A 21006-nucleotide genomic window follows, 5' to 3' on the forward strand; every position below is an offset into this window, starting at 1 on the left:
TGTTCAGCCGTGTCCGATGTTTTATTGGTGAGGGAACCCGGCTGCCCGAAGGCAGCCGGGCCGGGTGTCATGATCGCTTGTGCTCGCCAGCGTTGACGATCACGTCACCCACCGCGATGAGGGCCCTCGCCACCACGGCGACGGCCCCGTCGTGTTTCAGGGCGGCGACCGTGCCCAGAGCACCGAGCACGACGCGGAGACCCCGCCACCACGGGTACCCCTCTTGCGGGCACCACCTCGCGTCCACCCGGATCTTGTCCTCCTGGACATGCCCTGGCGACACGTTCGGCACAGAGTTCTGCACAGCAGCGACCTCCTCTCGACAGCGACCGCGACCATCGCGAGCTGTCGCGACACGCGCGCGGTGGTCTGCGCAATCGAGGTGAGCATTCGCTGCCTTCCTGAGCCCGAATGAGGCGATAGCGCCACATTGCCCAGTAACTGCTCCTTCGGCAATGGACGGCAACCAAGGTAGCCGTCTAGACCCTGTAGAAGATCAGCTCGCCAGGGACAGAGCCGAAACTGGTCCGTGCGTCACACGACCACATCGACCCGGACGCCCCGAACGCGGACACGGTCACGATGCTTGTGCCCCGTCCGGTTCGGGTTCGTGCAGTTCTGACGCCGCTGCGCGAGCACGTTCACCGTGCCCGCGTCCGCCGCGCTGGTGTTGTGCACCGCGTGCGGCGAACGCTGTCCCGGGCCCGGCGTGTGACCGGACTTCCTCATCGGGCGAAGACGTTGGCGAAATCGCCGGTGTTGATCGCGATCGCGAGGTCGAGGACCGCGTCGATCCCGGACTCGTCGCAGCGGGCGACGACGTCCACGACTGGGGAGCTGGGCTGGTCGATGACCAGTGCCCAGCCGCGGTCGATGTCGATGGTGATCGCCAGTCGGCGCGGTTCGAACGCGCCCCAGGCCGGGGTGGTGGCGGTGCGGGGCAGCGGCACGTACAGCACGTCCCGACGCGTGGTGGTGCCGCGTTCGGCGAGCCGTGCGACCACGGTGTCCAGCAGCGTGTTCACCAGCGCCAGGCCGCTGGTGGTGGACGTCAAGCCGCGGCACCGTGCGGACAAGCCGGAGAACGCGTTCACCTTCGCCTGGACCCGGTCAGCCAGCTGTGACTCACCTTCTCCAGAACAGCAAGCGCGACGCTGTTATGCAGCGGGCTCTCTCGCCGACCATGGCACGAATCTCGCTGCCTGGCTACCAGGGCGAGCGCCGGAAGTTTGCCGCTCCCTTGGTTGAAGCAGATATTCGAACCTCGCGAGCGCCATCAGCATGTCTCGCTTCGTCGACAATGCCGCAAAACAGCGGAACCGTATCGATGGGCGCACATGGGTGGACGTCGCCGTTCGACGGCCTCACCTGGATGCAGATGCCCTGATCACTGTTGCTGTGGTGGAGGTGGTGCGGTCAGGCCGCTGAACCGGACGATGTCGCGCATGTTTTGCTTGCAGGCGTCGTCCGGGCAGTGGCGGACGACGATGTCCGTCGCGCCGTTGCCCAACGTGATCGGCACGCTGATCGTCTGGTCGATCTCGCCTGAGTTGTCCGACGGGAGATTGACGCGCAGCAGTTCCTTGTCTCCGCCGTTGATCGCGAGGACCTGGAGGTCGAGCTGGTTGATGTTCGGGGGGAGGGTGGTTTTGACGTGGAGCTTGAGGACGGGTCTCGCCTCGTTGCCCAGTTCGGCGCTCACTGAGGCGCCGTTGTCGACGATGCGGGACACGACCGCCACCTTCACGGCGCCGTACACGCCCAGCCCGATCACAGCCACTGCGACGATCACCAATGCGGCAGACCACGGGAGGTGTCTCGACCTGAACTTGACGGACACCGCCACGAGCACGGCAAAGACCACGATGACGGCCACATTGACCCAGAGCTTCTCCGTTTGGTCTGCCACGTTGGGCAGAATGGGCATGGCCAAGCCCCCGATGACGATGATCCCGCCGATCACGACGGGTACCTGAATCGGTTTCTTCTCCACCGCGACCGACAACAGACCGCACAGCGTGCCCAGTCCAACGAGGATGAACACGAAGATCGCAGGTACCGGATCGGCGGTGACCAGGCGCATGAGTGCACCACCCTCGAACCCGAGAACGGTCAGCACTCCGGTCAGCAGTGTGAAGCCACCAGCTGCCCATTTCGCCATCGACGCCAGCCCCTCGTCGGTGAAGAGGGCCATGTCGTCCTGCTGTTGCTGTTGCCGTTGCTGTTGCTTGGTCAGTGGGGCCATGGCAGCCTCCTGGCGGCGCCGGGGGTCGATCCGAGTGCAAGTGTCATCGGCCCCACAGCCAATCGGGTTACTACGTTCACCCGAATGGCGGTACGCCGCGAGCGGTGACGACGAGCCTGACCCCTGACCTGCGGTAGTGATGTGGTCGCGATACGACCTCGCCGTACCTTGCGGGACGTCGAGGAGGTCGACTGATGTCGAGGACGTAGTCCGGGTCAGTGTTCAAGACCCGTCCCCACCCTGACATGCGTGCTTGGTCCTGCTCAGGCGGGTGTGAAGCTCAGGGGCAGGCCCCAGGGCTCCCGTTCCGTCCGGGGGCCACAGGCGAGGGGAAGAGCTGGCCGGGTGAAACACCACACCGGCTCGGCCGTACGGCACTCGACCGTTGCACACGGCCGACCAACCGTTGTTCAGCCCTCTGGGCAAGGCGTGAATAGCAGCGCCGCAGGATCCCTTCGCTAACCCTCTCCGCTGGTCACGGTGAAGATCACGGGACCGTAGCCGTCGTACCGGCTGGGCGAGGTGCCCCAACAACGTTGAGTCACCCTGGCGCAGTCGAGCGTGGATCTTCCGCTTGAATGCCGCTGTGCCGGAGTTTTCGCCCGACGATGAAGCCGCCGCCTTCGGGCACTACTGGGGCGATCCGTCGCAGACCGAACTGGAGCGGGGCCTTTTTCCTCGACGACGAGGACCGCAAACTGGTCAAGCAGCATCGTGGCCAGCACAACCAGCTCGGCTTCAGCCGACAACTGGCGACTGCCCGTGACGTCGGGACGTTAGGCATGGAGGACCACCTTGGCGCCCTGGTCCTGGCCCTCAACGCCGTCGTCGCCTGCAACACGACATACCGGAACGCCGCCGTCGGGCAGCTGCGCGCCCAGAGCTACCCGGTCGCCGAAGAGGACGCCGCCTGGCTGTCTGCGTTGATCGACACCCACCTCAACGTGCACGGCCCCTACGTGTTCCAACAGCCGCATCTGATTGGCCCGCGACCACTCCACGACCCCGCACGTCCCCCTGGATGACGAACAGAGAGCACCCTTGATGAGCACCGAGATGAGGATCTACCTCGCCGACACCAACGACATCGACTCGTTGCGCAGGTGGCTGGACGACGTCCCGGACATCAGCAGTGAACCGGTGCCCAGCCCGTCGCGCCCTGGCGAGCAGGGCGACGCGTGGGACTTCCTGAGCGTGCTGTGCGGCACCGGCGGCGCCATGACCATCGGCCTGAACGCGCTGACAACCTGGATCGAGTCAAAGCTCACCCACGCGCGCATCGTGGTCGGCGAGACTGAGGTCGTGTTGCGCGGCCCGGACCCTCAGGCGCTGGAGCGGCTGGTGGAAGCGGCCAGGAAAGCGGCAGAGGGCGACAAATGAGCACGATCGACTTCACCCGTTCCCGGGCGATCCTGGTCGGCACCGGCCACTACACCCATGGCCTGCCCGGAATGCCGGCCGCGCTCAACAGCCTCGCCGCGATGCGCGCCCTGCTGACCGGGCCCCACTGTGGCTGGCCCAAATCCCGCATCGCGGTGTTCCCGGACAAGACCACAGGCGCCAGACTCGACCAGCGGATCGCCGCCCTCATCCACGACACCACCGACGTGCTGCTGTTCTACTACGTCGGCCACGGGCAACTCCTGGACGGCGAACACCTGGGCATGGCTCTGGTCGACACCCACTCCGCCCCCACCATGCGGTATGCCACATCCCTGAGGTTGAACGACCTGCGCGAGGAGCTCACGCGCCGCTGCAGCGCACGGGTCAAAGTGGTCATCCTGGACTGCTGCTTCTCCGGTCTGGCGACCAGGAACACCCAAGGGATCGGCCTGGCCGACCAAGTCCGACTCGTCACGAAAGTCGAAGGCGCCTACACGCTCACCGCCTCCCGCGCATCACAGAAGGCGATCTACGAGGACGGCCCCGCCGGGCTGACCTACTTCACCAAGATCTTCACCGACGTCGTGCACGACGGAATCCCCGGCACAGGCGCACAGTTGACCCTGAAGAACATCCACCAGGAAGTCGCCACCCGCCTTCTGCACTTGAACCTGCCCGACGGTCACCTCCGGCCCGAGCCGAGCACGCTGGTCATGGACACCGCCGAACAACTCGCCTTCGCCCGCAACGTCGCACACTCGGCAGGCACACCCGGGAATCCACCCCAGGCTGGAACCGTCGCGTCCAGCCCCAGCACAGGCGACACGGAATTGCTGACGGCCGACATCGGTGTCCGCGATCCGGTGGCACGAGGCGGCGACCATCGCGCGCTGACCGCGCCACCCGTCACCGCGCCGATGCAAGCGGAGGTCGCCAAGACACCGGCTGGCGATGCTGCATGGATGCACGCCGGATTCTGGAAGGCCGTGGCGCCATCATTGGTGCTCGGCGCGCTGATGACGACGTCGCTGTTCATCTCAGGGGTCGTGGACGACAAGGCGACGCTCGTCACGATCGGTTACCCATCACCAGCAGGCTCTGACGGAATCTTCCGCTCTCCGTATCCCCTCCACATGAGCACCCTCCAGTTCCTCACCGCGGACAGCTCCTTTCCCTCCCTGCTCGCCGGCCTGGGCCTGGTCGCGGCATTGCTCCTCCTTGCCAGGCTGCCCTACGGTCTGGCGCCCGCCTGGCGGCTGGTGGGCTATGTGGGCAACCTCGCAGCCGCCATCACGGCTGTGTGCTACTTCGTGTTGGCGCACCAGGCAAACGACCCTACAAGACCTGGCCACCGGTTCGAGGAACCGCGTCCCCAGAGCGGCATGTGGCTACTGATCTCCGCGGCGATCCTGCTCCTCGCCTTCTACACCTGGCAGGAGATCAAGACCCGAGGGCGGATCGCCCCTGCCCGGTGACAATTGATCTTCCTCGATACACCTGGCCTGACCAGGGCTCAGGAAAGTTGGATCGCACGTGCCGGCGCTACGCAACATCGGCCTGTACATCACCTACCCCGACCAGGTACCCGACTACCCGAAGCTGCGCACCACGCTGGAGCAGTTGGCTTCCCTGATCTGCCCCGGGTCGGTGACGTTCGACGAGGACGCGACCGCATCCACGTTAGACGAAGTGACCACGGCGCTCGACGTCGACATTGACGTTCCTCTTTGGTGTACAACGGAAATCCTGATGGGAGACCGGCCACGCCTGGCGCTGGAGATCGGACCGGCTGACCCGGATGGGTCACAACTGCGCACCTGCACGCTGTGGCTCAAGTGCCTGTTTTCGACGTGGTCGAATCCTGTCCTCAGTGGATGATCGATCGGTGCTGCGTGTCGTGAAACGTGGCTATCATCGGAAGTGGTAGGCACGGACGACAACACGGACCTGTCCTGGATCTGTCCTGCCGCGGTCACTGGCTATTGGCCATCACCCGGTGACTCCGAGACGTGACCCAGGGGTCGGCCCGGTGTGAGTTGGTCAGTGGCGTGGCGTTGCTGCACGAGGAAGACGCGGTCGTGGAAGCAATGCTGTTCCTCGTCAAGTCAGCGTGTTGATGTTCGTCAGGCGAATTGGCTTGCGTTTGGTGTGTGGGGTTACGGCCTGTCGTAGATGGTGACGGGGATGTCGTGGCTGGTGAGTTCGGTGGTGATGAGTGGTTCGATGCGGTCCCAGCGGCCTCCGGCCAGGCCGGTGCCGATCCGGGGTATTAGGTGGACGCTGGCGTTGAGGCGGGCAGCGCGGCGACCAACTCCGAGCGGGAGCGCACGGCATCACCGGTGGGCAACGGGTTGTGGTCGGTCATCATTCACCATCCCCTAGGCAGTCATTGAAGGGTTTCGCTGCGGGCCAATGGTTTGCGCACGCTCGGCGGCGGCAGGGGGCAACATTGGGAACGTCGTCCAGTGTGTCGATTCGGAAGTCACTGCGCTGATGTCCGAAGTCTCGTGCATGGCGATACACATGGGGATGTCGGCGGGTTATTGCCGCTCGATCTCGCCCTTGAGTGCTTCAAGGTCCCGCAGGGCGCCTCGCAGTGCTTCCTCAATACGCGCCAGCCTTGTCAGCGCGGCGGTAGGGGGGGCCATCTGCTGACTTGCGCGTGGGGGCACCTTGGCTACCACCCAGCGCCGTTGGGGTCGCTGCTGGACGCGTATCCACCCCTCCTCGATTAGCGGCTGATAAGCGTCGCGGACCGTTTGAACGCCCGACACGCCGAAGCGCTGGCAGATGTTCGCGATGGTCGGCAGTAGATCGCCCTCGCTTTTGTCAGGCAGGAGGTCGCGGAGCCATGCCTCGATCTGTCGGTACGCCGGCTCGGTGCCCACCTGCACTCCCTCATCGGCCGAACTAGTGTAGCTGTACACTACACACTAGTTCAGACGATAGCCAATCTGGGTATCAGTCGCGGGCGACTCACGGTTGCGGGATAACCTGTGTTATCAGGCAACATGGCCTAGAATCGGACCACGCGAGCTGGGCGGACGCCTCCGGCTGTCACATCTTCGTTTCCCGGTTATCTGGCAACTTAGGGAACTGGTCGGGCAGCGCCGGTTCGTCCGGAACGATCGAGAGGTGAACAAGGGTGGCTGGTTCATACGAGCACGTCGTCGCCGATGACGGACAGTTGCTTGTCAACAAAGACTTCGTAGAGATGGTCGAGCACCTGGGCGGCGCATACGAAACCGTCGAGCACATGTACGGAATGGTCTGGTGGCACGCGAATCGCCTGGCAGCCGAACACAAGACTGACCCGGCGTCGCTCATCAAGGCCGCTGCCGCCAACTACAAAGTGGGACTAGAGGTAAGCCCAGGTACGGCCGGCACCCTTCCCGAGGAACAGTGACAACAGCACGCGCCGCAGATGAGACGGACGCGGTGATCGCCGCCGCCATCGGACGTGACCACCCGCTGGCGCGGCACATCAGCGACTTCCTCACCGACCTGAGCAACGTTGGGCAGATCTGGGCACACCGTGCGCGCCTACCGCGGCGACCTTGTCGGCTTCGCCGCTCACCATGACGATGAGATCAGTGAGTTGATCGCCGCCCCAATCCGCGCGTGCCTGTCCGAGATCGCCGCGCTGGCGCCATCAAGCCGCAAGCGCAAGCGGGCCGCCGTCGCGTCGTTCTGCCGGTGGGCCGTGCGGCACGAACTGCTGGACACGAACCCGATGGACCGCATCGACACCATCACCGTTCCCAAGACCCTGCCTCGGCCGGCCGACCCCGACGAGGTGAAGAAGGTCTTCGGCGTCATCTGCGCCCGCCGGCCCCGCGAAGACACCCCGCTCGACCGGTTGCGCGACCGGGTGCTGTTCGAGACCGCCTACATCTGCGGCACCCGCGCCTCCGAAGCCTGCGGCATCGACGTCGAAGACCTCGACCTGCGCCTGGACGACGAACACATCCGCGTCCACGGCAAGGGCGGCACGGTCCACCGTGCTGCTCGACGACCGCGGCTACGTCGCCCTGCTCAAGCTCTACCTCGCCCGCACCGACTACACGTCCGGCGCGCTGTTTCGGCCCAGCATCAACGGCGGCACCACCGGCGGCGGGCACCTGTCCTACGACGCCGCCCACCACCGCTGGACCGGCTACTGCCAGCAAGCCGTCGTCGACATCGACATCCACCAGCTCCGTCACGCCCACGCCACCGAACTCATCAACGCCGGCGTCTCGATCGAGGCCGTCCGCCGACGACTCGGCCACGCCTCCACCGAGACCACTCAGATCTACACCCTGCTTGCGGACAAGGTCGCCGACGACGAGATCCGCGCCGCACGCCGCCGCCGCGACCGCACCGGGCGCTGACCGGTCACTCGGGCAGCCGCCCGGTCGGTGGGCTCATGTCGACGATCTGCCGCAGGTGTACGAAAACCACGACACCGGCGGCACGGGATCGGGTCCTGGAATCGTCCGCGCCGAACTGGACGAGCAAGCCCATGTAGAGCGACTGCCAGCGCGGCCCTTGCTGGGTGCCTTGACCGGCTGCACCGTGCCGATGGGCCGCCAGCGACCGCGAGGCCGGAGCTGACACATCACCTCATACGCACCGGTTCGCGCGTGGTTGTCCGCACGCCGCAACCGATGGCGGACGTGTCGGGTGTCCTCCAACGTGATCGCGGCCTCGGGCATGTGTTCACGGTGCGGCGATGCCGCGTGCCTCGCCAGTGTGGTCAGCCATCCGGGTGGCCGACCACCAATCCCAGCGCGCCACTCTCACGACCGTCCTCCGGGCGCGATCACCGGGCACGGCCGCGGGCAGCATGACGACCCCCGTCGACCTGATGGACCGCTGCTGTGCTCCAGGCGGGTGGTCCTGCGCCGGATCGTGGCCTGGTCTCGGCTCAACGGCGGCATGCTGGCCTGCGTGGACAATGCGGGGATCCACAACGAGATCGCGGCTGCGGACCTACGGGGCGCGGTGGTGCAGGCCGGGACCATCCAGCACGTCACCCTGACCGGCCACGGCCCACGACCAGCTGGCCTGGCCGCGGTGGTGCCCCGGCAACTGCCGGGCACGGTACGGGACTTCACCGGCCGGGCCGACCACGTGGCCACGCTCGACACCGTGCTCCCCACCGACACCACACCCGAGGCCGCCGACGCACCCGGGGCGGTGGTGATCACCGCGATCGACGGTACCGGCGGGATCGGCAAGACCACCCTGGCCGTGTGGTGGGCGCACCGCGTGCAGCACCAGTTCCCCGACGGCACCCTGCACGTCAACCTGCGCGGCTATGGCCCCGGCGACCCCGCCACCCCGGACGACGCTCTGGACGGGTTCCTGCGCGCCCTGGGCGTGTCCGCAGAGGCGATCCCGGTCAGTGTGGACACCAAGGCGGCGATGTTTCGGTCACTGCTGGCCGGCCGGCGGGTGCTGCTCGTGCTGGACAACGCCAACCACCCCGAACAGATCCGGCCCCTGCTGCCCGGGTCACCGGGATGCGTGGTGGTGGTGACCAGCCGCGACAGCCTCACCGGCCTGGTCATCACCGACGGCGCCCAGCGGATCACCCTGGACCTGCTCAGCGAGACCGAAGCGCACGACCTGGTTACCGGCATCCTCGGGCCCGCGCGTGCCGGCGCGGAGCCGGCGGCGGTCGCCGAGCTGGTGCGGTTGTGCGCGCGGCTGCCGCTGGCGTTGCGGATCGCGGCGACCAGGATCGCCGCCTCGCCACAGGTCACGGTGGCCGAGGTCGTGACCGACCTGGCCGATGACCGCGCCCGGCTGGACGCCCTGAGTCGAGGTGTCGACGAGCGAACGGCCGTGCGGGCGGTGTTCGACTACTCCTACCAGCGCCTCACCGCGGACCAGGCCCGGCTGTTTCGCCGGCTCGGGCTGCACCCCGGCCCGGAGATCAGCGTCCACGCCGCCGGCGCGGTCGCCGACCTCGACCCGCACCAGGCCCGCCAGGGACTGCTCGAACTGGCCGACGCGCACATGATCACGGCTGTCGGTCGGCGGCGGTTCCGGTTCCACGACCTGCTGCGCGCCTACGCCGCCGAGCGCGCCCACCAGCACCACGACGCCGCTGAGCGCGATGGGGCGCTGGACGGCCTGCTGTGCTGGTATGCCCACACCGCCGCCACCTGCGACACCCTGCTGTTTCCGGCAAATCACCGTTTCTCGTACCAACTCAGGCCGCCGGCGCATCCGCTGCCGATGACCGACGACGCATCCGCGTCCACGTGGTTGGAGACTGAGCGGGACAACCTGCTTGCCGCCCTGCGTCACGCCGCCAGCCACGACCGGTTTCACCACACCTTCGTTCTCGCCGAGGCCACTCGATTCCTCAGTGCATGGGGCGGACGGCAGGAAGAACGGCTTGAGGTCTGCAGCGTGGCGGTGGACGCGGCAACCCGCAGCGGAGATCGCCATGCCCAGGCTCGGTTCCACGACTTGCGTGGTTCGGCGTTGTACTTCCTTCATCGATGGGACGAGGCCGTTTCCGAGACCCAACTGGCGTTCGCGCTGGCCCAAGAACTCGGCGACCGATTCCGATACGCGTCTTCCCTGAACAATCTCGCCCGCATACACCTGGCGCAGGACGATGCCACGACAGCGATACCGCTGTTCGAGCAGGCACTGCCGGTGGCCAAGGGCGCGGACAGCGGACACATCGAGGCAGCGGTGGCGCACAACCTGTGCATCGCGCACACGCGTCTGGGCGACTACCAGCGAGCCCTCGAGTACGGCGAACACAGCCTGGCGCTACGTCGCCAGTGCGGCAATCGGCCCGGCGAGGCGGAAGTTCTGCACCAGTTGGCGCGCGCGGTGCGTGAACTGGGCGAGTACCCACGTGCGATCGACCTGTGCCAGAACGCGGTCACCGTCGGCCGGAGCACGCCGGCTTGGCCGATCGACACGGTTGCCGAACCGCTGGAGACTCTCGCCCAGTGCCTCCACCACACCGGGCGCACCACCGACGCCATCGCGCACTGGCAGGAGGCCGCCGCCGTCTTCGACCACTACGGCGAACCGCAGCGCGCCGAGCAGATCCGCGACCATCTGCGCACGCTGTCCGAAGCCCCGAGGAGAACCGGGCCGGCTGGCCCCGCGACGTCCCACTCCCCATAGAAGCTGAACCCCGCACAGCCCAGAACTGTGAACGTTGCCAAAAGGGCCATCCCGCCAGTACCCCCAGATCCCTTGGGCAGGAGCCTACTCAGCCGCCCGATCTTCGGCGCGGTTACGACAAACACTTCTACGGCAGCCGCGGCGGTGTGGAGGACCGGGCGTACTCCCCCGAGTCGGATCGGGCCGAGCGGTAGCGCACCGGCGACGCTGCCCCCGGTCACCGTCTGACCAGTGACGGGGACAGAACAGCGGTGGTGGGGAGAGGTCAGTCGTCCTGCGGCTCGCGCTCCCGCGCGGCGATCATCGCCACGAGGTCGACCTCGCGGCCCGGTCCGAGCCGCTCGGCTTGCTCGGCCGACATCGGCGTCGCGCCGTGCCGCAGCCGCGGGCACTGCGGACACGCGCCTTGCAGCCCGGCCTGCCACGGTCGTCCACACGAGTCGCACAGCCCGAGCCCGAGAAGGGTCGCCTGGGTCTCCGGGATGAGGGTGGGGATGCCGTGCCGCCAGCGGATCCGCGCGGCCTCGATGGCGTACCGCAGCCCTGCCATCCGCGCTGCCTGCTTCCACGTCGGATCGTCGGTGTGCCTGGCCAACTCGTCGTGCAACCGACTCGCCAGCGCGTACGCCTCGGCCCGGCGGTACGGATCAGGTGAGCGGAAGTCCTTCTCCGCCTCGTCCAGGTAGCGCTCCAGGTCCTCCCGCGACATGCCCAGCCGGACCCCATCGCCGGACCCGCCGTTGTCCCGGCCGTCCTCACGCCACGGGCTCGTGCGCTGGCTGAGCATGGGTGTACGAGTCGCCGCTACGCCGGGCTGTCTCGCGGGTTCGGCGTTTGCTGCGCGCGTTCTCGGTCATGATCGCCTCTCCACGGCCGGAGCCCACACCATCCGACCGGCACGATCGACCGCGGCCCGATGGTTGTCACTCTGCACGTGAGTCCCCAGCACCACCTCGCGGTGGCCATCGACCCTTGTCCTCGTCGACATCCCCGCCCTGCGTGGGAGGTGTGAGACGTCTCGGAAGCCGGCAGCGACGTACGGCAGCCGCGACGACCGTACCGCACCGCGACCACACCCGGGCGCCGCACCGCAGAACATCACCCGGATACCCGAACGCTGAGACGCGGACCAGGCCGACGCCCGCAGACACGCCAACCCGCTGCGGCGCTACCTCCGCCCACCTGCCCATACTTCGTACCGGCCCGCCGACTGAGGCCATGTGCCTGAACTTCCTGCAGACTTCCTCTCGGTGTCACCGCTGGGTGCCGTTGGCCGGTTGCGGACCGACGCCGTCGCCGGCGTGGTTGCACCCCGCCGGCTCACGCTGCCCTCGCCTCGAACCGGGCAGGCCGCCGCGCTTTCTGACGCCTGCCGGATCAAGTTGAGACCGTGTCTCACGTGGCCAAGTGTGGGGGTCGGTGCCATGATCTTGGGTCGTGGTTGATCGTTTGTCGTTGCGGTTGGTGCCGGTCCTGGGAGAGGTGTGATGAGCGGAGTGTCCGGTGATGCCACCTCATTGGCCCAACGGTTCGTTGGCGGGTAACGGTTCGTTGATCCGAGTCGACGCTCGCGCTATGAGACGACTACTGACGCTCGTGGCAACTGTGGCTGCCGGACTGGGTTTCGTCGTGACAGGCACGGCGGACGCCACACCGGCGTCCTACAAGTGCGCGTACGTGAGTCCGACGTTTCCCCCGCCGTAGTTCGTCGCGATCGGGCAATACTCTGTCGGCCCGGAGGGCAGCTTCCGCTTCACCACCTTCGAGAGCGCGCCCCCGGGCGCGGCCTCTTTCTGTACGTCGTCCTATACCGTTCGCACCCAGCAGGGCAGGATGGACGTGGTCGGTCATGACTGTGTCTAGTGGCCTGTCCACTCCGGACGTTTCTTGGCGGTGAACGCGGCCACGGCGGGGCCACGGCGGTGTGGAAGTCCGTTAAGCCGTAGACGCGCGAGATGTCGGTGTCGTCGACTCTGCCCGCGTGTGCCTGAGGCCGCACAGTGTCTCCTTGGTTGCCCACATGCTCAGCGGGGCGTGGCCAGGGAGGACAGCAGCAAAGGCGCGGTGCCGCGGCGGTCCGGGTCACCGTTGCTGTGCTTTCCGCAGAAATTCCTGGACAATGGCCTCGCCTCCGGAGTCTCCGGCTCTGCGGAAGAGTTCCACTGCCTTCTGGTTGACGACGATGGCTTCGTCGAGTCGACTCGTGTCGACGAGCGCGCCGCCGAGACAGAGCAGCGCTTGGCGCTCACCTTTGTGGTCGCCGATCTCCTGGCAGATTGCGAGAGTCTGCCGGATGACGGGCAGAGACTCCGCCGGCCGGTTCAGGCTCAACAGGATCTGGACGACGTTGAACCGGGCCCGGACCTCGTAGTCACGCTCCCCGATCGCGCCGAAGATCTCGGCTGCCCGCGCGCTCGGTGCCAGCGCCTCCTCGTGGCGTTGCATCCGCATCAGCGCAAGACCAACGTTGGCCAGCGCCGCGGCTTCGTTTCCGGCATCACCGAGTTCCTGGTAGGCGGAGGCTGCCAGGTGATAGGCGTCGATGGCCTCCTCGTGCCGTCCCGAGGCCGCCCAGGCTGCGGCCAGGCGGCCCAGGGCGTCGGCGTAGGTGTTCGTTGCTTGATCCTCCGCTGCGCGCAGCGTCCGATCATCGCTGCGCGGTCCGTACAGCCTGCGGATCATCATCACCGCCTGCCGGCTGACGGTGCTCGCCTCCTCGAACTGTCCGGTCGCGCAGAGGGCGGGACCGAGGTTGAGCAGCGCTGCGGCCTCGGTGGCTCGGTGACCGGTGTCCCGGGCCAGGGTGACCGCGCGCCGGCTGACTTCGATGGCCGCCGCGTACTGCTGCATCTTCAACTGGTGGGAACCCAGGCTGGCCAATGCCCGGCCCTCGGCCAGGTGGTCCTCGATCTCGCGGAAGATCGTGGCGGCCTGTCCGGCGGCGTCGGCGGCTTCCGGGATACGGTCGAGTTGTTCGAGCATGTCACCGAGTTCGTGCAATGCGGCCGCGACGCGGCGGGGATCACCAGCCTGGCTGGCCGCCGCGGCGGTCTGTCGCGCCACGACTACGCCCTCGTCGAGACGGCCCAACCCGACCAGCGCCGCGCGGACCCGCCTCAGCGCGAAGCCTTCGTGGCCGTGTTCGCCGACCTCTCGGAAGAGGTCGGCCGACCGCCGCCCGACCGTGATGGCCTCCTCAAATCGGGCCAACTCGACGAACACGGCAGCCGTACCAGCGAGCGCGTTGGCCTCGCCCGCGCGATCCCCGACGGCGCGGCCGGTCTCCGCGCACCGTTGAAAAGGCTCGATGGCGTCGGTGAACCGGCGTAGACCGAGTAGCGCGGTCCCGAGCCAATACAACGTCTGGTGTTCGTGTGCGATGTCGTTAGTCGCGCGCCATTTCGCCACGGCCTGCCGGTACGGATCGATGGCTTCGTCGATCCGGTTGACCTGGGTCAGCGCCCGGCCGAAGTTGGCCAGTGCCATCGCCTCGCCGTGCGTCTCGTTCGGATCGGCCAGTTCCGCGAAGATCGACGCGGCGTGGCCTGACCGCTCTACGCTGTCGTCGAAGTCGCCCAACGCCAGCAAAGCCACGCCCAGATGCGTGAGCGCCCAGGCTTCGTCCGGACGAGCACTCGCGCTGTGGCAGGCGGCCAGTACTCGCCTGCCGACCTCCAGAACATCCGTGTACCAACCCAACCGGCACAGGACATGGCATAGTGCCAACAGCGCCTTCCGGCACTGTTTCAGGTCACCGGCCGCCTCGAACAGCTCCGCCGCCTGTTGACAGGCGTCAGCGGCGTCGGTCGGCTGGCCCACCTCGAGGTAGGCCCTACCCAACTTGAGGTAGGTGTCGGCCTCAAACCAGGGTCTGCCGCTGCCCTCGTACTCGCCTTTGTTGATCCGCTGATAAATGGCGGCCGCCTGTTCGAGGACGGTGATGGCCTCGGCGACCCGACCGGTCCCGAGCAGGGCCGAGCCAAGATTGAACAAGGGTTGTGCCCTCGGGGATTCCCCGTCGAGTTCCCGTTGGATCGCGATGGCGCGTTCGCTGGCGGTGACGACTTCGTCGTATCGCCGCGCGGGAAGCAGGACAGCACCGAGATTGGCGAGAGCTGCGGCTTCTTCTGTCCGGTTGCCGTTCTGGTGGAAGATTTCCGCCGCGCGGGCACAGGCCGCGATGGCTTCGTCCTGGCGGCCGGCTTCGGCCAGCTGGACGCCGAGATTGACCACCGCCGCGGCCTCGCTGGTGTGATCGTTCAGTTCCCGGTACAGGGTGACGGCGCGTCGGCCGGCCTCAACGACGTCGGGGTGTCCCCGCCATGAGTATGCGGCGGCGCAGAAGTTCAGCAGCGTGTCCGCTTCGTTCTCCCGGTCACCGGCCTGGCGGTACAGAGCCGCGAGTCGACGGGTGAGGCGTGCTTGCTCGGGTTCGGCAGAGCGGATGACGCGATTGGCTTTCATGTGTGTGTCGGCGGCTTCGCTGTACGCCGCCAACGCCTCGTCGGCACGTCCCAGCCCGGACACGATGTCGCCCAGCGCTTCCAGCGATCCCGCAAGCTGGCGTTGATCGGGCACAGAGCCGCCATCGGCCAGTTGACGAGCGAGCATGACGGCTTCCTCGACCCGGACGACCGCCTCATCCGCGCGGTCCACTGTGGAGAGTACCCGGCCCAGGTTTGTCAGCCGCAGCACCAGACTCAGTGTGTGCGCTCGCGGGTTGGCCGCGGCCAGGCGCCGATACACCTCGACGGCCTCGACCTGCGTCGACACCGCACGCTCCCGGAGCCCTGGCTGAGCAACGCTTGGGCGAGGTTGTTCAAGGACGATCCCAGCAGGTCGAGATACTCGCCGGGACTGGCGGTGGCCAGCCGTCGACCCCACTTGACGGCCTCCTGTGCGACGGCCACGGCGGCGGGCCGCGACAGCGAGAACTGCTCCCCGGACGAGGTAAGCAGTCCAGGTCCTCCGACGCCATGCACGCATTGGTCCCACCTTCCCGTGACCGTTCCTCATCAGTCGCCCCCGCGTAGCTCCCGCGATCTCCCCGACTGGATAGAGGCTCAGGTCGGCCGCGGCGGCGTGGAGCTCGGGCCGGGCGTCCGGGTGGGCGACGTTGTCGATGATCTGGGTGGCCTGGTCGGCGGCGTCGCGGCCCCAGATCGTCGCGGTGCCTTGTTCGCTGACGATGAAGCTGTTGGAACGAGTGACCGGGCCGGCGAGGCTGGGGACCACTGTGGACACATTGGCCTTCGGATGCCATTACGGCAGGGCGATGATCGCCCGACCACCTGGAGAATGCAGGGCACCGACGACGAAGTCCGTCTGGCCGCCGAACCCGGAGTAGATCACGCCGTGCACCCGGCTGGCGTTGGCCTGGGCGAACAAGTCCACCTGCAGCGCGCCGTTCACCGACACCAGGGACCGCTGGCGGGCGATCAGCCCGGGATCGTTGGTCTTCTCGGTCCCGAACGAGGCCGTCACAGGCACCGCCGGATCCAGCGCGCCAGCCTTTTCCAGCGACAATACACCGTCGCTGAACATCTCCGACCACACCGACAGCCCACGCCGCGTGGTCGCCTCCGCCAACACCGCGTCCGGCACCGCGCCGATCCCCAACTGGAGCGTCGCGCCGTCGTCGATGAGGTCGGCCACCCGGGCACCGATCGCGCGGGACACGTCTCCGATCGCCTGCGGTGCCGGTGCGGCAAGGGGTTCGGCGACCTCGACGGCATAGTCGATCTCGTCCACGGCCAGCACCGCATCGCCGTAGGTGTACGGCACGTGCGGATTGATCTGGGCGATGACCAGGCCACCGCGGGCGCGGGTAGCTTCGATCGCGGCGGGCAGGATGTTGACCTCAGTGCCCAGGGACACCGTGCCGTCCACCGGTGTCGATGTGTGGATCAGCACGATGTCCGGCGGCAACGTGTGTTTGAGCAGTTCGGGGACCAGCGACAGGCGCGACGGGAAGTAGCGCAGCCCCGTGCGGCCACGCATGCCCGCCCCGACGAACGGGGTCTCCAACAGCACCCCGTCGCGGTCGGGAATACCCAACTGGGCGTTCAGCGCGAACAACGGATACTCCGGCACAACACCGTCCACAAGCGCCAACGCCCGACGTGGGGTGGTGGGACAATTGCGTGTGTGAGCGATCAAACCGATCTCCGCAGCGCCTGCCAGGCGTTTGTCGCATCAGCGTTCGCCGCGCTCGCCGAAGAGCACGTGTTGCCCGCCCCGCGCTACCACGCGCATATGGCAGTTGGTCGCGACTACTTCGGCGACACCATCATGCCCCTCGCCGAGTTCACCGCGCTGGAGGCGTTGCTGGATCAGCGTTACGCCAAGCGGTTCGCCGAACCGCACAAGCGCAGGCACCCTGAGTTCGCCAAGACCTACATCTTCAGCTTGCTGGAAGCGTGCATCGCCCGGTGCGCACACGCCGGAGACTTCACTCCCAGCGGGCCGACGGTCGAGGGGGCAATCGATGAACTGCTCGCGGTCTTGGGAACCCGCACCTACGACCTGGTCTGCGCCCGGCATGTCTCCCATCTGACCACTGCGAGCGGTACCGAGATCCAGATCGGTGACGTCACGATCATGCCCGAGCCCTACGGACCCCACGCCGCCATCACAGACCGGATTCGACGAGAGATCCCTGGCGCGCCTCGTGCCTGGAACCGCGACCTCCTACGCCCGTACGACCCTCCGCACGCCCTGCTGATCGTCCGCGAAACCACCGACGCCGCCGACCCATACGCTGTCCAAAGTCGACTGTCGTCCAGGCTGGAGCGGTTTCTGCTGATTGCGCGCCTGTTGACCGCCGGCACAGTCCAGTCGGTCTACGAGGCAAGCGGGGTAGCGACGCTCATCTCCTGCATGGATCCGCAGATTCACAAGGCCCACAAGGGCATGCTCGACACCCTGGTCCGCCGCACGGTCCGGCTGACCGGCGACGAGGCGCCTGTCTTCACCGCGGTCAGCGACATGATCCACGCCGCTGACGTCAAGCGGGACGGTATTGTGGCGACCTCCTTCGACGTAGCTCTCAGCAAGTACAACCACTCCCATACGACCGACAGCCCCTACGAGCATCTGGTCGATCTGGCCACAGCATTGGAAGGCGTTCTCATCGGTGCCGAGAACGAGGGCGAAGGGTTGACGCTGCGCTTGTGCACACGAGCCGCCGCGCTACTGACCAGCGACGATGATCCGGCGATCGCGGTGTTCAGCGATGTCAAGGAGCTATACGGCCTACGGTCAAAGCTCGTCCACGGAGGTCAGATCACCGAAAGGGACCTGCGGAGGGTCTTCACACGGGTCTCGACCGTACCCGCGGACGACGCCGAACACCGATTCGGCATGGCCCTCGCTCACGCTGTTGACCGGATGCGCGACCTGGTCCGTCGCGCCATCCTCGCCCGCCTTTGCCTTGCCGAACAGCCTAACCCTGTCTGGCCGTTCTCCGGGCGCACTCCGGTCGATGCCATCCTCGCTGACGACCGCCAACGAGATACGTGGCGACGACGCTGGCACGCCCGCCTCGCCTCCGTTGGAGCCGACTACGCCGGTGGCAAACCCCGCGCCGCCGTCGACATCATCTCGCAAGAAGACTGGTAGCCACGGCGGGGCTGTCAAACGGGACAGAGCCTCTCGTTTGACAGCCTGCCCGGCTGGGCACTCATGTGAGGAGGTGAGCAAAGCGATCCGTTTGCCTGTGACGAACGTCATGGCGGCATTACTGCCGTCGGAACGGAGGCTCTGTTCGCAGTGATACCAAATCGGATGCCAGCGGTCTATCGGGTTGAGGATTCTGCTGTGGGCGATCGGGCCCGATGGTGGATCGCCACTCTGGTGGCGCTCGTTGGGGTCGTGATCGCTGTGCTGGCGTGGCGTAACCCGCGTAGTCCGGACGTCGGCAACGCGCCGCACGGCTGTGCATCGAGCAGCGGTCTGGTGCCCACCGCGGGGCCTGGCGGCGATGTTCCCGTTGATCTCGTTGGAGTATGGGACGGCTTCCTTGATAACACCAGGATGCCTGTGCTGGTCGAAAGTCGGTTGTCGGTTCTAGCCTGGGTTTTCAGGCGGCGGGTCGGTACTCGTTGAGCAGTCCGCCCAGACGCTGTCGGCGTCGGATCGTGTCGATTCGGGCAGGGATCGGGGTCATGTTCGGTTTGTCGTCGGGAGCACGTAGAAGCATCCCGTCGCCTTGGTGGCTGCGCCCGGCGTTGTGATGGGCGACGTAGACGTCGAGCACGTGGCGTAGGTGGCGTTCTCGGGTGATGAGGATCCGGTCGGTGCACTTGTACCGTGCCAAAGTCCACGCGTGGGCATTGGCCAGGTGTTTCGTCGGTCAGGTCAGGCAGCTCGCCGGTACTCGTTGATCACCCCGCCGAGGACTTTCCGGTGTGTGATCGGGGCGTCCAGTGGGATGACGCTTGCCGGGTCATGGTTCAGTGGCCGCTGATCAGGCCCTGATGTGGCCGGTGGTCATTGAAATGCCGGACGTACTCTCCCAGAACAGCGGCTGCGTGCCGCTCGTTGTAGATCAGCATCCGGTCGGTGCACTCTGCCCGGACACTGCGTACGAACCTCTCGGCATAGCAGTTCGCTCGAGGTGTCCGTGGCGGGGTCTTCACGATCTCGATCCCTTCGTCGATGAACACGGTGTCGAACCCGACGGTGAACTTCGTGTCTCTGTCTCGGATGAGGAACCGGAACGAGCGAATCCGTTCCGCGAGGCCCATTGCCAGGTTGCGTGCCTGCTGGATGACCCACGATGCGGTCGGGTGCGCGGTGGCACCCAGGAGGTGCACCCTGCGCGTGCGGACTTCCATCACGAACAACACATAGAGCCGACACAGGCGGATGGTGTCGAGGTGGAAGAAAGTCGATCGCGAGCAGGCCTTGTGCTTGGTTGCGCAAGAACGTCCGCCACGTCGTGTCCGCGCCTCGCGGAGCCGGCCCCAGACCGCTCCTGGCCAGGATCCGGCGGATCGTGCCTTCGCCCACACGGTGTCCTAACCGGGCGAACTCACCCTGGACACGACGATGTCCCCATCGAGGATTCTGCTGTGCTACACGCACAACCAGAGAACGGATCTCCTCATCGATCCGCGGACGCCCAGGCCGATGTGGATACGTCCACTTCTTCCGGACCAGACGCCGATGCCAGGCCAGCAGCGTGGCCGGGGTGACAATCCGGTACGCCCGGAGTTGGTGCGGCAGCAGCCTGACGAGAGCGGACAGGACCGCCCGGTCGGGCCACGTGAGACACGGTCTGTTGCTCTGGCGACGCAGTACGGCCACCTCGTGCCGCAGCACCATTACCTCGGCGATCAGCATGGTCCTGCTGCCAGCGAGCAACGTCAGCCCGCCGAGCATCCGAACTGTGATCAGGTACAAGAAACGGAACGCCACAGGCGATGATCATGCCGAGGCACCGGAGCTGACGAAACACCTGGTCACAGCCTCAGCGACTAGTTCTGGCACGGTACAGGATCGGGTGTTGCTGGTGGCCGTCTACTACCGCACGAACCTGACCTTCCGGCAGGTCGCCTTGTTCTTCGGGATCTCGAAGTCGGCCGCGAACCGCGTGGAGGATAAACTGGCGCCACTGCTGGCCCTGTCGCCGGTGACCCGCAGGCACAGCCCGGACACCGTGCTGATCGTGGACGGCACCCTGGTGCCCACCCACGACCGCAGCAGGTCCGCCTCCAGCAAGAACTACCGGTACTCGGTGAACATGCAGGTCGTCATCGACGCCAACACCCGACTGGTCATCGCCATCGGGACGCCCACACCGGGCAACCGCAACGACTGCCGCGCCTACACCGACTCCGGAGTCGACGCGCAGTGCCGGGGCGCGAAGGTCATCGCCGACGGCGGCTACCAGGGCAACCCGGAGGTGATCATGCCGTACCGCAAACCTCGCAAGGGCCAACCGCCGTTGCCGCAATGGAAACAGGACCTCAACACCGTCCACAAGAGCGTCCGCGCCCGAGTCGAGCACACCCTGGCACACCTGAAATCCTGGAACATCCTGCGCAACTGCCGCCGCAAACGCGACGGCGTCTGGCACGCCACCCGAGGCATCGCCCACATGCGCAACCTGGCCATGACAACCTGACCAGCCATCCCCGCACCACCCACCACGGTCGCCACCTATACCCACCAACACACTCGATCATTACGGGACAACCTTTAGGAGGTGCCGGAGAATAACTTGTACATCT

19 protein-coding genes and 3 pseudogenes are annotated in these 21006 nt (G+C 66.6%); 11 read left to right on the forward strand and 11 right to left on the reverse strand.

Going from position 1 to position 21006, the window contains the following annotated elements; all coding sequences use genetic code 11:
• Nucleotides 1-67: 67 nt before the first annotated feature.
• The 4 genes from EV192_RS30635 to EV192_RS30655 form a co-directional block, all read right to left on the reverse strand.
• The gene (locus EV192_RS30635) at nt 68-304 is read right to left on the reverse strand and encodes a hypothetical protein (protein ID WP_132121635.1); all 237 of its coding nucleotides are present in this window, start codon (nt 302-304) and stop codon (nt 68-70) included.
• A 230-nt stretch (nt 305-534) separates the two neighbouring features.
• Entirely contained in the window at nt 535-729 is a 195-nt protein-coding gene (locus tag EV192_RS30640; RefSeq protein ID WP_132121637.1) for a hypothetical protein, read from the reverse strand.
• Nucleotides 726-1055, reverse strand: a complete 330-nt coding sequence (locus tag EV192_RS30645; RefSeq protein ID WP_165960682.1) for a hypothetical protein — start codon at nt 1053-1055, stop codon at nt 726-728. The genes EV192_RS30640 and EV192_RS30645 overlap by 4 nt, the downstream gene beginning before the upstream one ends.
• 332 nt (nt 1056-1387) lie before the next feature.
• Nucleotides 1388-2245 (reverse strand): hypothetical protein, encoded by an 858-nt coding sequence (locus EV192_RS30655; RefSeq protein WP_132121641.1) that lies wholly within the window; start codon nt 2243-2245, stop codon nt 1388-1390.
• A 608-nt stretch (nt 2246-2853) separates the two neighbouring features.
• Here EV192_RS30655 and EV192_RS30660 point away from each other — a divergent pair.
• From EV192_RS30660 to EV192_RS30675, 4 genes are read left to right on the forward strand one after another with little or no spacing between them, the layout of a single operon-like run.
• Entirely contained in the window at nt 2854-3270 is a 417-nt protein-coding gene (locus tag EV192_RS30660; protein ID WP_165960683.1) for a Tn3 family transposase, read from the forward strand.
• 19 nt (nt 3271-3289) lie between these two features.
• A complete protein-coding gene (locus tag EV192_RS30665; RefSeq protein WP_132121645.1) occupies nt 3290-3625 on the forward strand; it encodes an effector-associated constant component EACC1 in 336 nt (111 codons plus the stop codon).
• Nucleotides 3622-5103, forward strand: a complete 1482-nt coding sequence (locus EV192_RS30670) for a caspase family protein (RefSeq protein ID WP_132121647.1) — start codon at nt 3622-3624, stop codon at nt 5101-5103. The genes EV192_RS30665 and EV192_RS30670 overlap by 4 nt, the downstream gene beginning before the upstream one ends.
• Nucleotides 5104-5161: 58 nt before the next feature.
• A complete protein-coding gene (locus EV192_RS30675; RefSeq protein ID WP_132121649.1) occupies nt 5162-5506 on the forward strand; it encodes a hypothetical protein in 345 nt (114 codons plus the stop codon).
• 662 nt (nt 5507-6168) lie between these two features.
• Here EV192_RS30675 and EV192_RS30685 read toward each other — a convergent pair.
• Nucleotides 6169-6516, reverse strand: coding sequence for a GntR family transcriptional regulator (locus tag EV192_RS30685; protein WP_165960684.1), 348 nt, complete (start codon nt 6514-6516; stop codon nt 6169-6171).
• A 257-nt stretch (nt 6517-6773) separates the two neighbouring features.
• Here EV192_RS30685 and EV192_RS30690 point away from each other — a divergent pair, with 257 nt between their 5' ends.
• The 3 genes and pseudogenes from EV192_RS30690 to EV192_RS56910 all read left to right on the forward strand — a co-directional run bounded on the left by EV192_RS30690 (nt 6774) and on the right by EV192_RS56910 (nt 8001).
• The gene (locus tag EV192_RS30690; RefSeq protein ID WP_132121653.1) at nt 6774-7034 is read left to right on the forward strand and encodes a hypothetical protein; all 261 of its coding nucleotides are present in this window, start codon (nt 6774-6776) and stop codon (nt 7032-7034) included.
• A 129-nt stretch (nt 7035-7163) separates the two neighbouring features.
• A pseudogene (locus tag EV192_RS57465) lies at nt 7164-7571 on the forward strand (tyrosine-type recombinase/integrase); the annotation flags it as partial.
• A 58-nt stretch (nt 7572-7629) separates the two neighbouring features.
• Nucleotides 7630-8001 (forward strand): tyrosine-type recombinase/integrase, encoded by a 372-nt coding sequence (locus tag EV192_RS56910; RefSeq protein ID WP_207926296.1) that lies wholly within the window; start codon nt 7630-7632, stop codon nt 7999-8001.
• A gap of 4 nt (nt 8002-8005) precedes the next feature.
• Here EV192_RS56910 and EV192_RS30700 read toward each other — a convergent pair whose 3' ends face one another.
• Nucleotides 8006-8227, reverse strand: coding sequence for a hypothetical protein (locus EV192_RS30700; RefSeq protein ID WP_132121655.1), 222 nt, complete (start codon nt 8225-8227; stop codon nt 8006-8008).
• 276 nt (nt 8228-8503) lie between these two features.
• Between EV192_RS30700 and EV192_RS30705 the strand changes: the two genes are divergently transcribed.
• Nucleotides 8504-10771, forward strand: a complete 2268-nt coding sequence (locus tag EV192_RS30705) for an ATP-binding protein (RefSeq protein WP_132121657.1) — start codon at nt 8504-8506, stop codon at nt 10769-10771.
• Nucleotides 10772-11036: 265 nt separating this feature from the next.
• Here EV192_RS30705 and EV192_RS30710 read toward each other — a convergent pair whose 3' ends face one another.
• The gene (locus tag EV192_RS30710) at nt 11037-11558 is read right to left on the reverse strand and encodes a hypothetical protein (RefSeq protein WP_132121659.1); all 522 of its coding nucleotides are present in this window, start codon (nt 11556-11558) and stop codon (nt 11037-11039) included.
• 788 nt (nt 11559-12346) lie between these two features.
• On the opposite strand from EV192_RS30710, the gene EV192_RS56915 reads away from it, so the two are divergent.
• The gene (locus tag EV192_RS56915) at nt 12347-12475 is read left to right on the forward strand and encodes a hypothetical protein (protein ID WP_279494517.1); all 129 of its coding nucleotides are present in this window, start codon (nt 12347-12349) and stop codon (nt 12473-12475) included.
• A 378-nt stretch (nt 12476-12853) separates the two neighbouring features.
• Here the strand turns inward: EV192_RS56915 and EV192_RS56120 are convergent, their stop codons facing one another.
• A complete protein-coding gene (locus EV192_RS56120) occupies nt 12854-15544 on the reverse strand; it encodes a tetratricopeptide repeat protein (RefSeq protein ID WP_243727226.1) in 2691 nt (896 codons plus the stop codon).
• A 315-nt stretch (nt 15545-15859) separates the two neighbouring features.
• Nucleotides 15860-16771 (reverse strand): annotated as a pseudogene (locus tag EV192_RS30730) (acetyl-CoA hydrolase/transferase C-terminal domain-containing protein); the annotation flags it as partial.
• 147 nt (nt 16772-16918) lie between these two features.
• Here EV192_RS30730 and EV192_RS30735 point away from each other — a divergent pair.
• Entirely contained in the window at nt 16919-18391 is a 1473-nt protein-coding gene (locus EV192_RS30735; RefSeq protein ID WP_132121661.1) for a HEPN domain-containing protein, read from the forward strand.
• A 460-nt stretch (nt 18392-18851) separates the two neighbouring features.
• Here EV192_RS30735 and EV192_RS30740 read toward each other — a convergent pair whose 3' ends face one another.
• Both EV192_RS30740 and EV192_RS54935 read right to left on the reverse strand, forming a co-directional pair.
• Nucleotides 18852-19088 (reverse strand): hypothetical protein, encoded by a 237-nt coding sequence (locus tag EV192_RS30740; protein WP_132121663.1) that lies wholly within the window; start codon nt 19086-19088, stop codon nt 18852-18854.
• A 136-nt stretch (nt 19089-19224) separates the two neighbouring features.
• Nucleotides 19225-19608, reverse strand: a complete 384-nt coding sequence (locus tag EV192_RS54935) for an integrase core domain-containing protein (protein WP_207926297.1) — start codon at nt 19606-19608, stop codon at nt 19225-19227.
• Nucleotides 19609-20270: 662 nt separating this feature from the next.
• On the opposite strand from EV192_RS54935, the pseudogene EV192_RS30750 reads away from it, so the two are divergent.
• A pseudogene (locus EV192_RS30750) lies at nt 20271-20900 on the forward strand (transposase); the annotation flags it as partial.
• Nucleotides 20901-21006: the final 106 nt, after the last annotated feature.

The sequence above is a fragment of the Actinocrispum wychmicini genome, assembly GCF_004345645.1.
GTDB lineage: Bacteria > Actinomycetota > Actinomycetes > Mycobacteriales > Pseudonocardiaceae > Kibdelosporangium > Kibdelosporangium wychmicini.

Bases quoted from the DNA above. Each gene is read 5' to 3' on its own strand.
- EV192_RS56915 (WP_279494517.1), top strand. From the start codon at position 12,347: ATGAGACGACTACTGACGCTCGTGGCAACTGTGGCTGCCGGACTGGGT.
- EV192_RS30670 (WP_132121647.1), top strand. From the start codon at position 3,622: ATGAGCACGATCGACTTCACCCGTTCCCGGGCGATCCTGGTCGGCACC.
- EV192_RS30660 (WP_165960683.1), top strand. From the start codon at position 2,854: ATGAAGCCGCCGCCTTCGGGCACTACTGGGGCGATCCGTCGCAGACCG.
- EV192_RS30710 (WP_132121659.1), bottom strand. From the start codon at position 11,558: ATGCTCAGCCAGCGCACGAGCCCGTGGCGTGAGGACGGCCGGGACAAC.
- EV192_RS54935 (WP_207926297.1), bottom strand. From the start codon at position 19,608: ATGGAAGTCCGCACGCGCAGGGTGCACCTCCTGGGTGCCACCGCGCAC.
- EV192_RS30655 (WP_132121641.1), bottom strand. From the start codon at position 2,245: ATGGCCCCACTGACCAAGCAACAGCAACGGCAACAGCAACAGCAGGAC.
- EV192_RS30640 (WP_132121637.1), bottom strand. From the start codon at position 729: ATGAGGAAGTCCGGTCACACGCCGGGCCCGGGACAGCGTTCGCCGCAC.
- EV192_RS30665 (WP_132121645.1), top strand. From the start codon at position 3,290: ATGAGCACCGAGATGAGGATCTACCTCGCCGACACCAACGACATCGAC.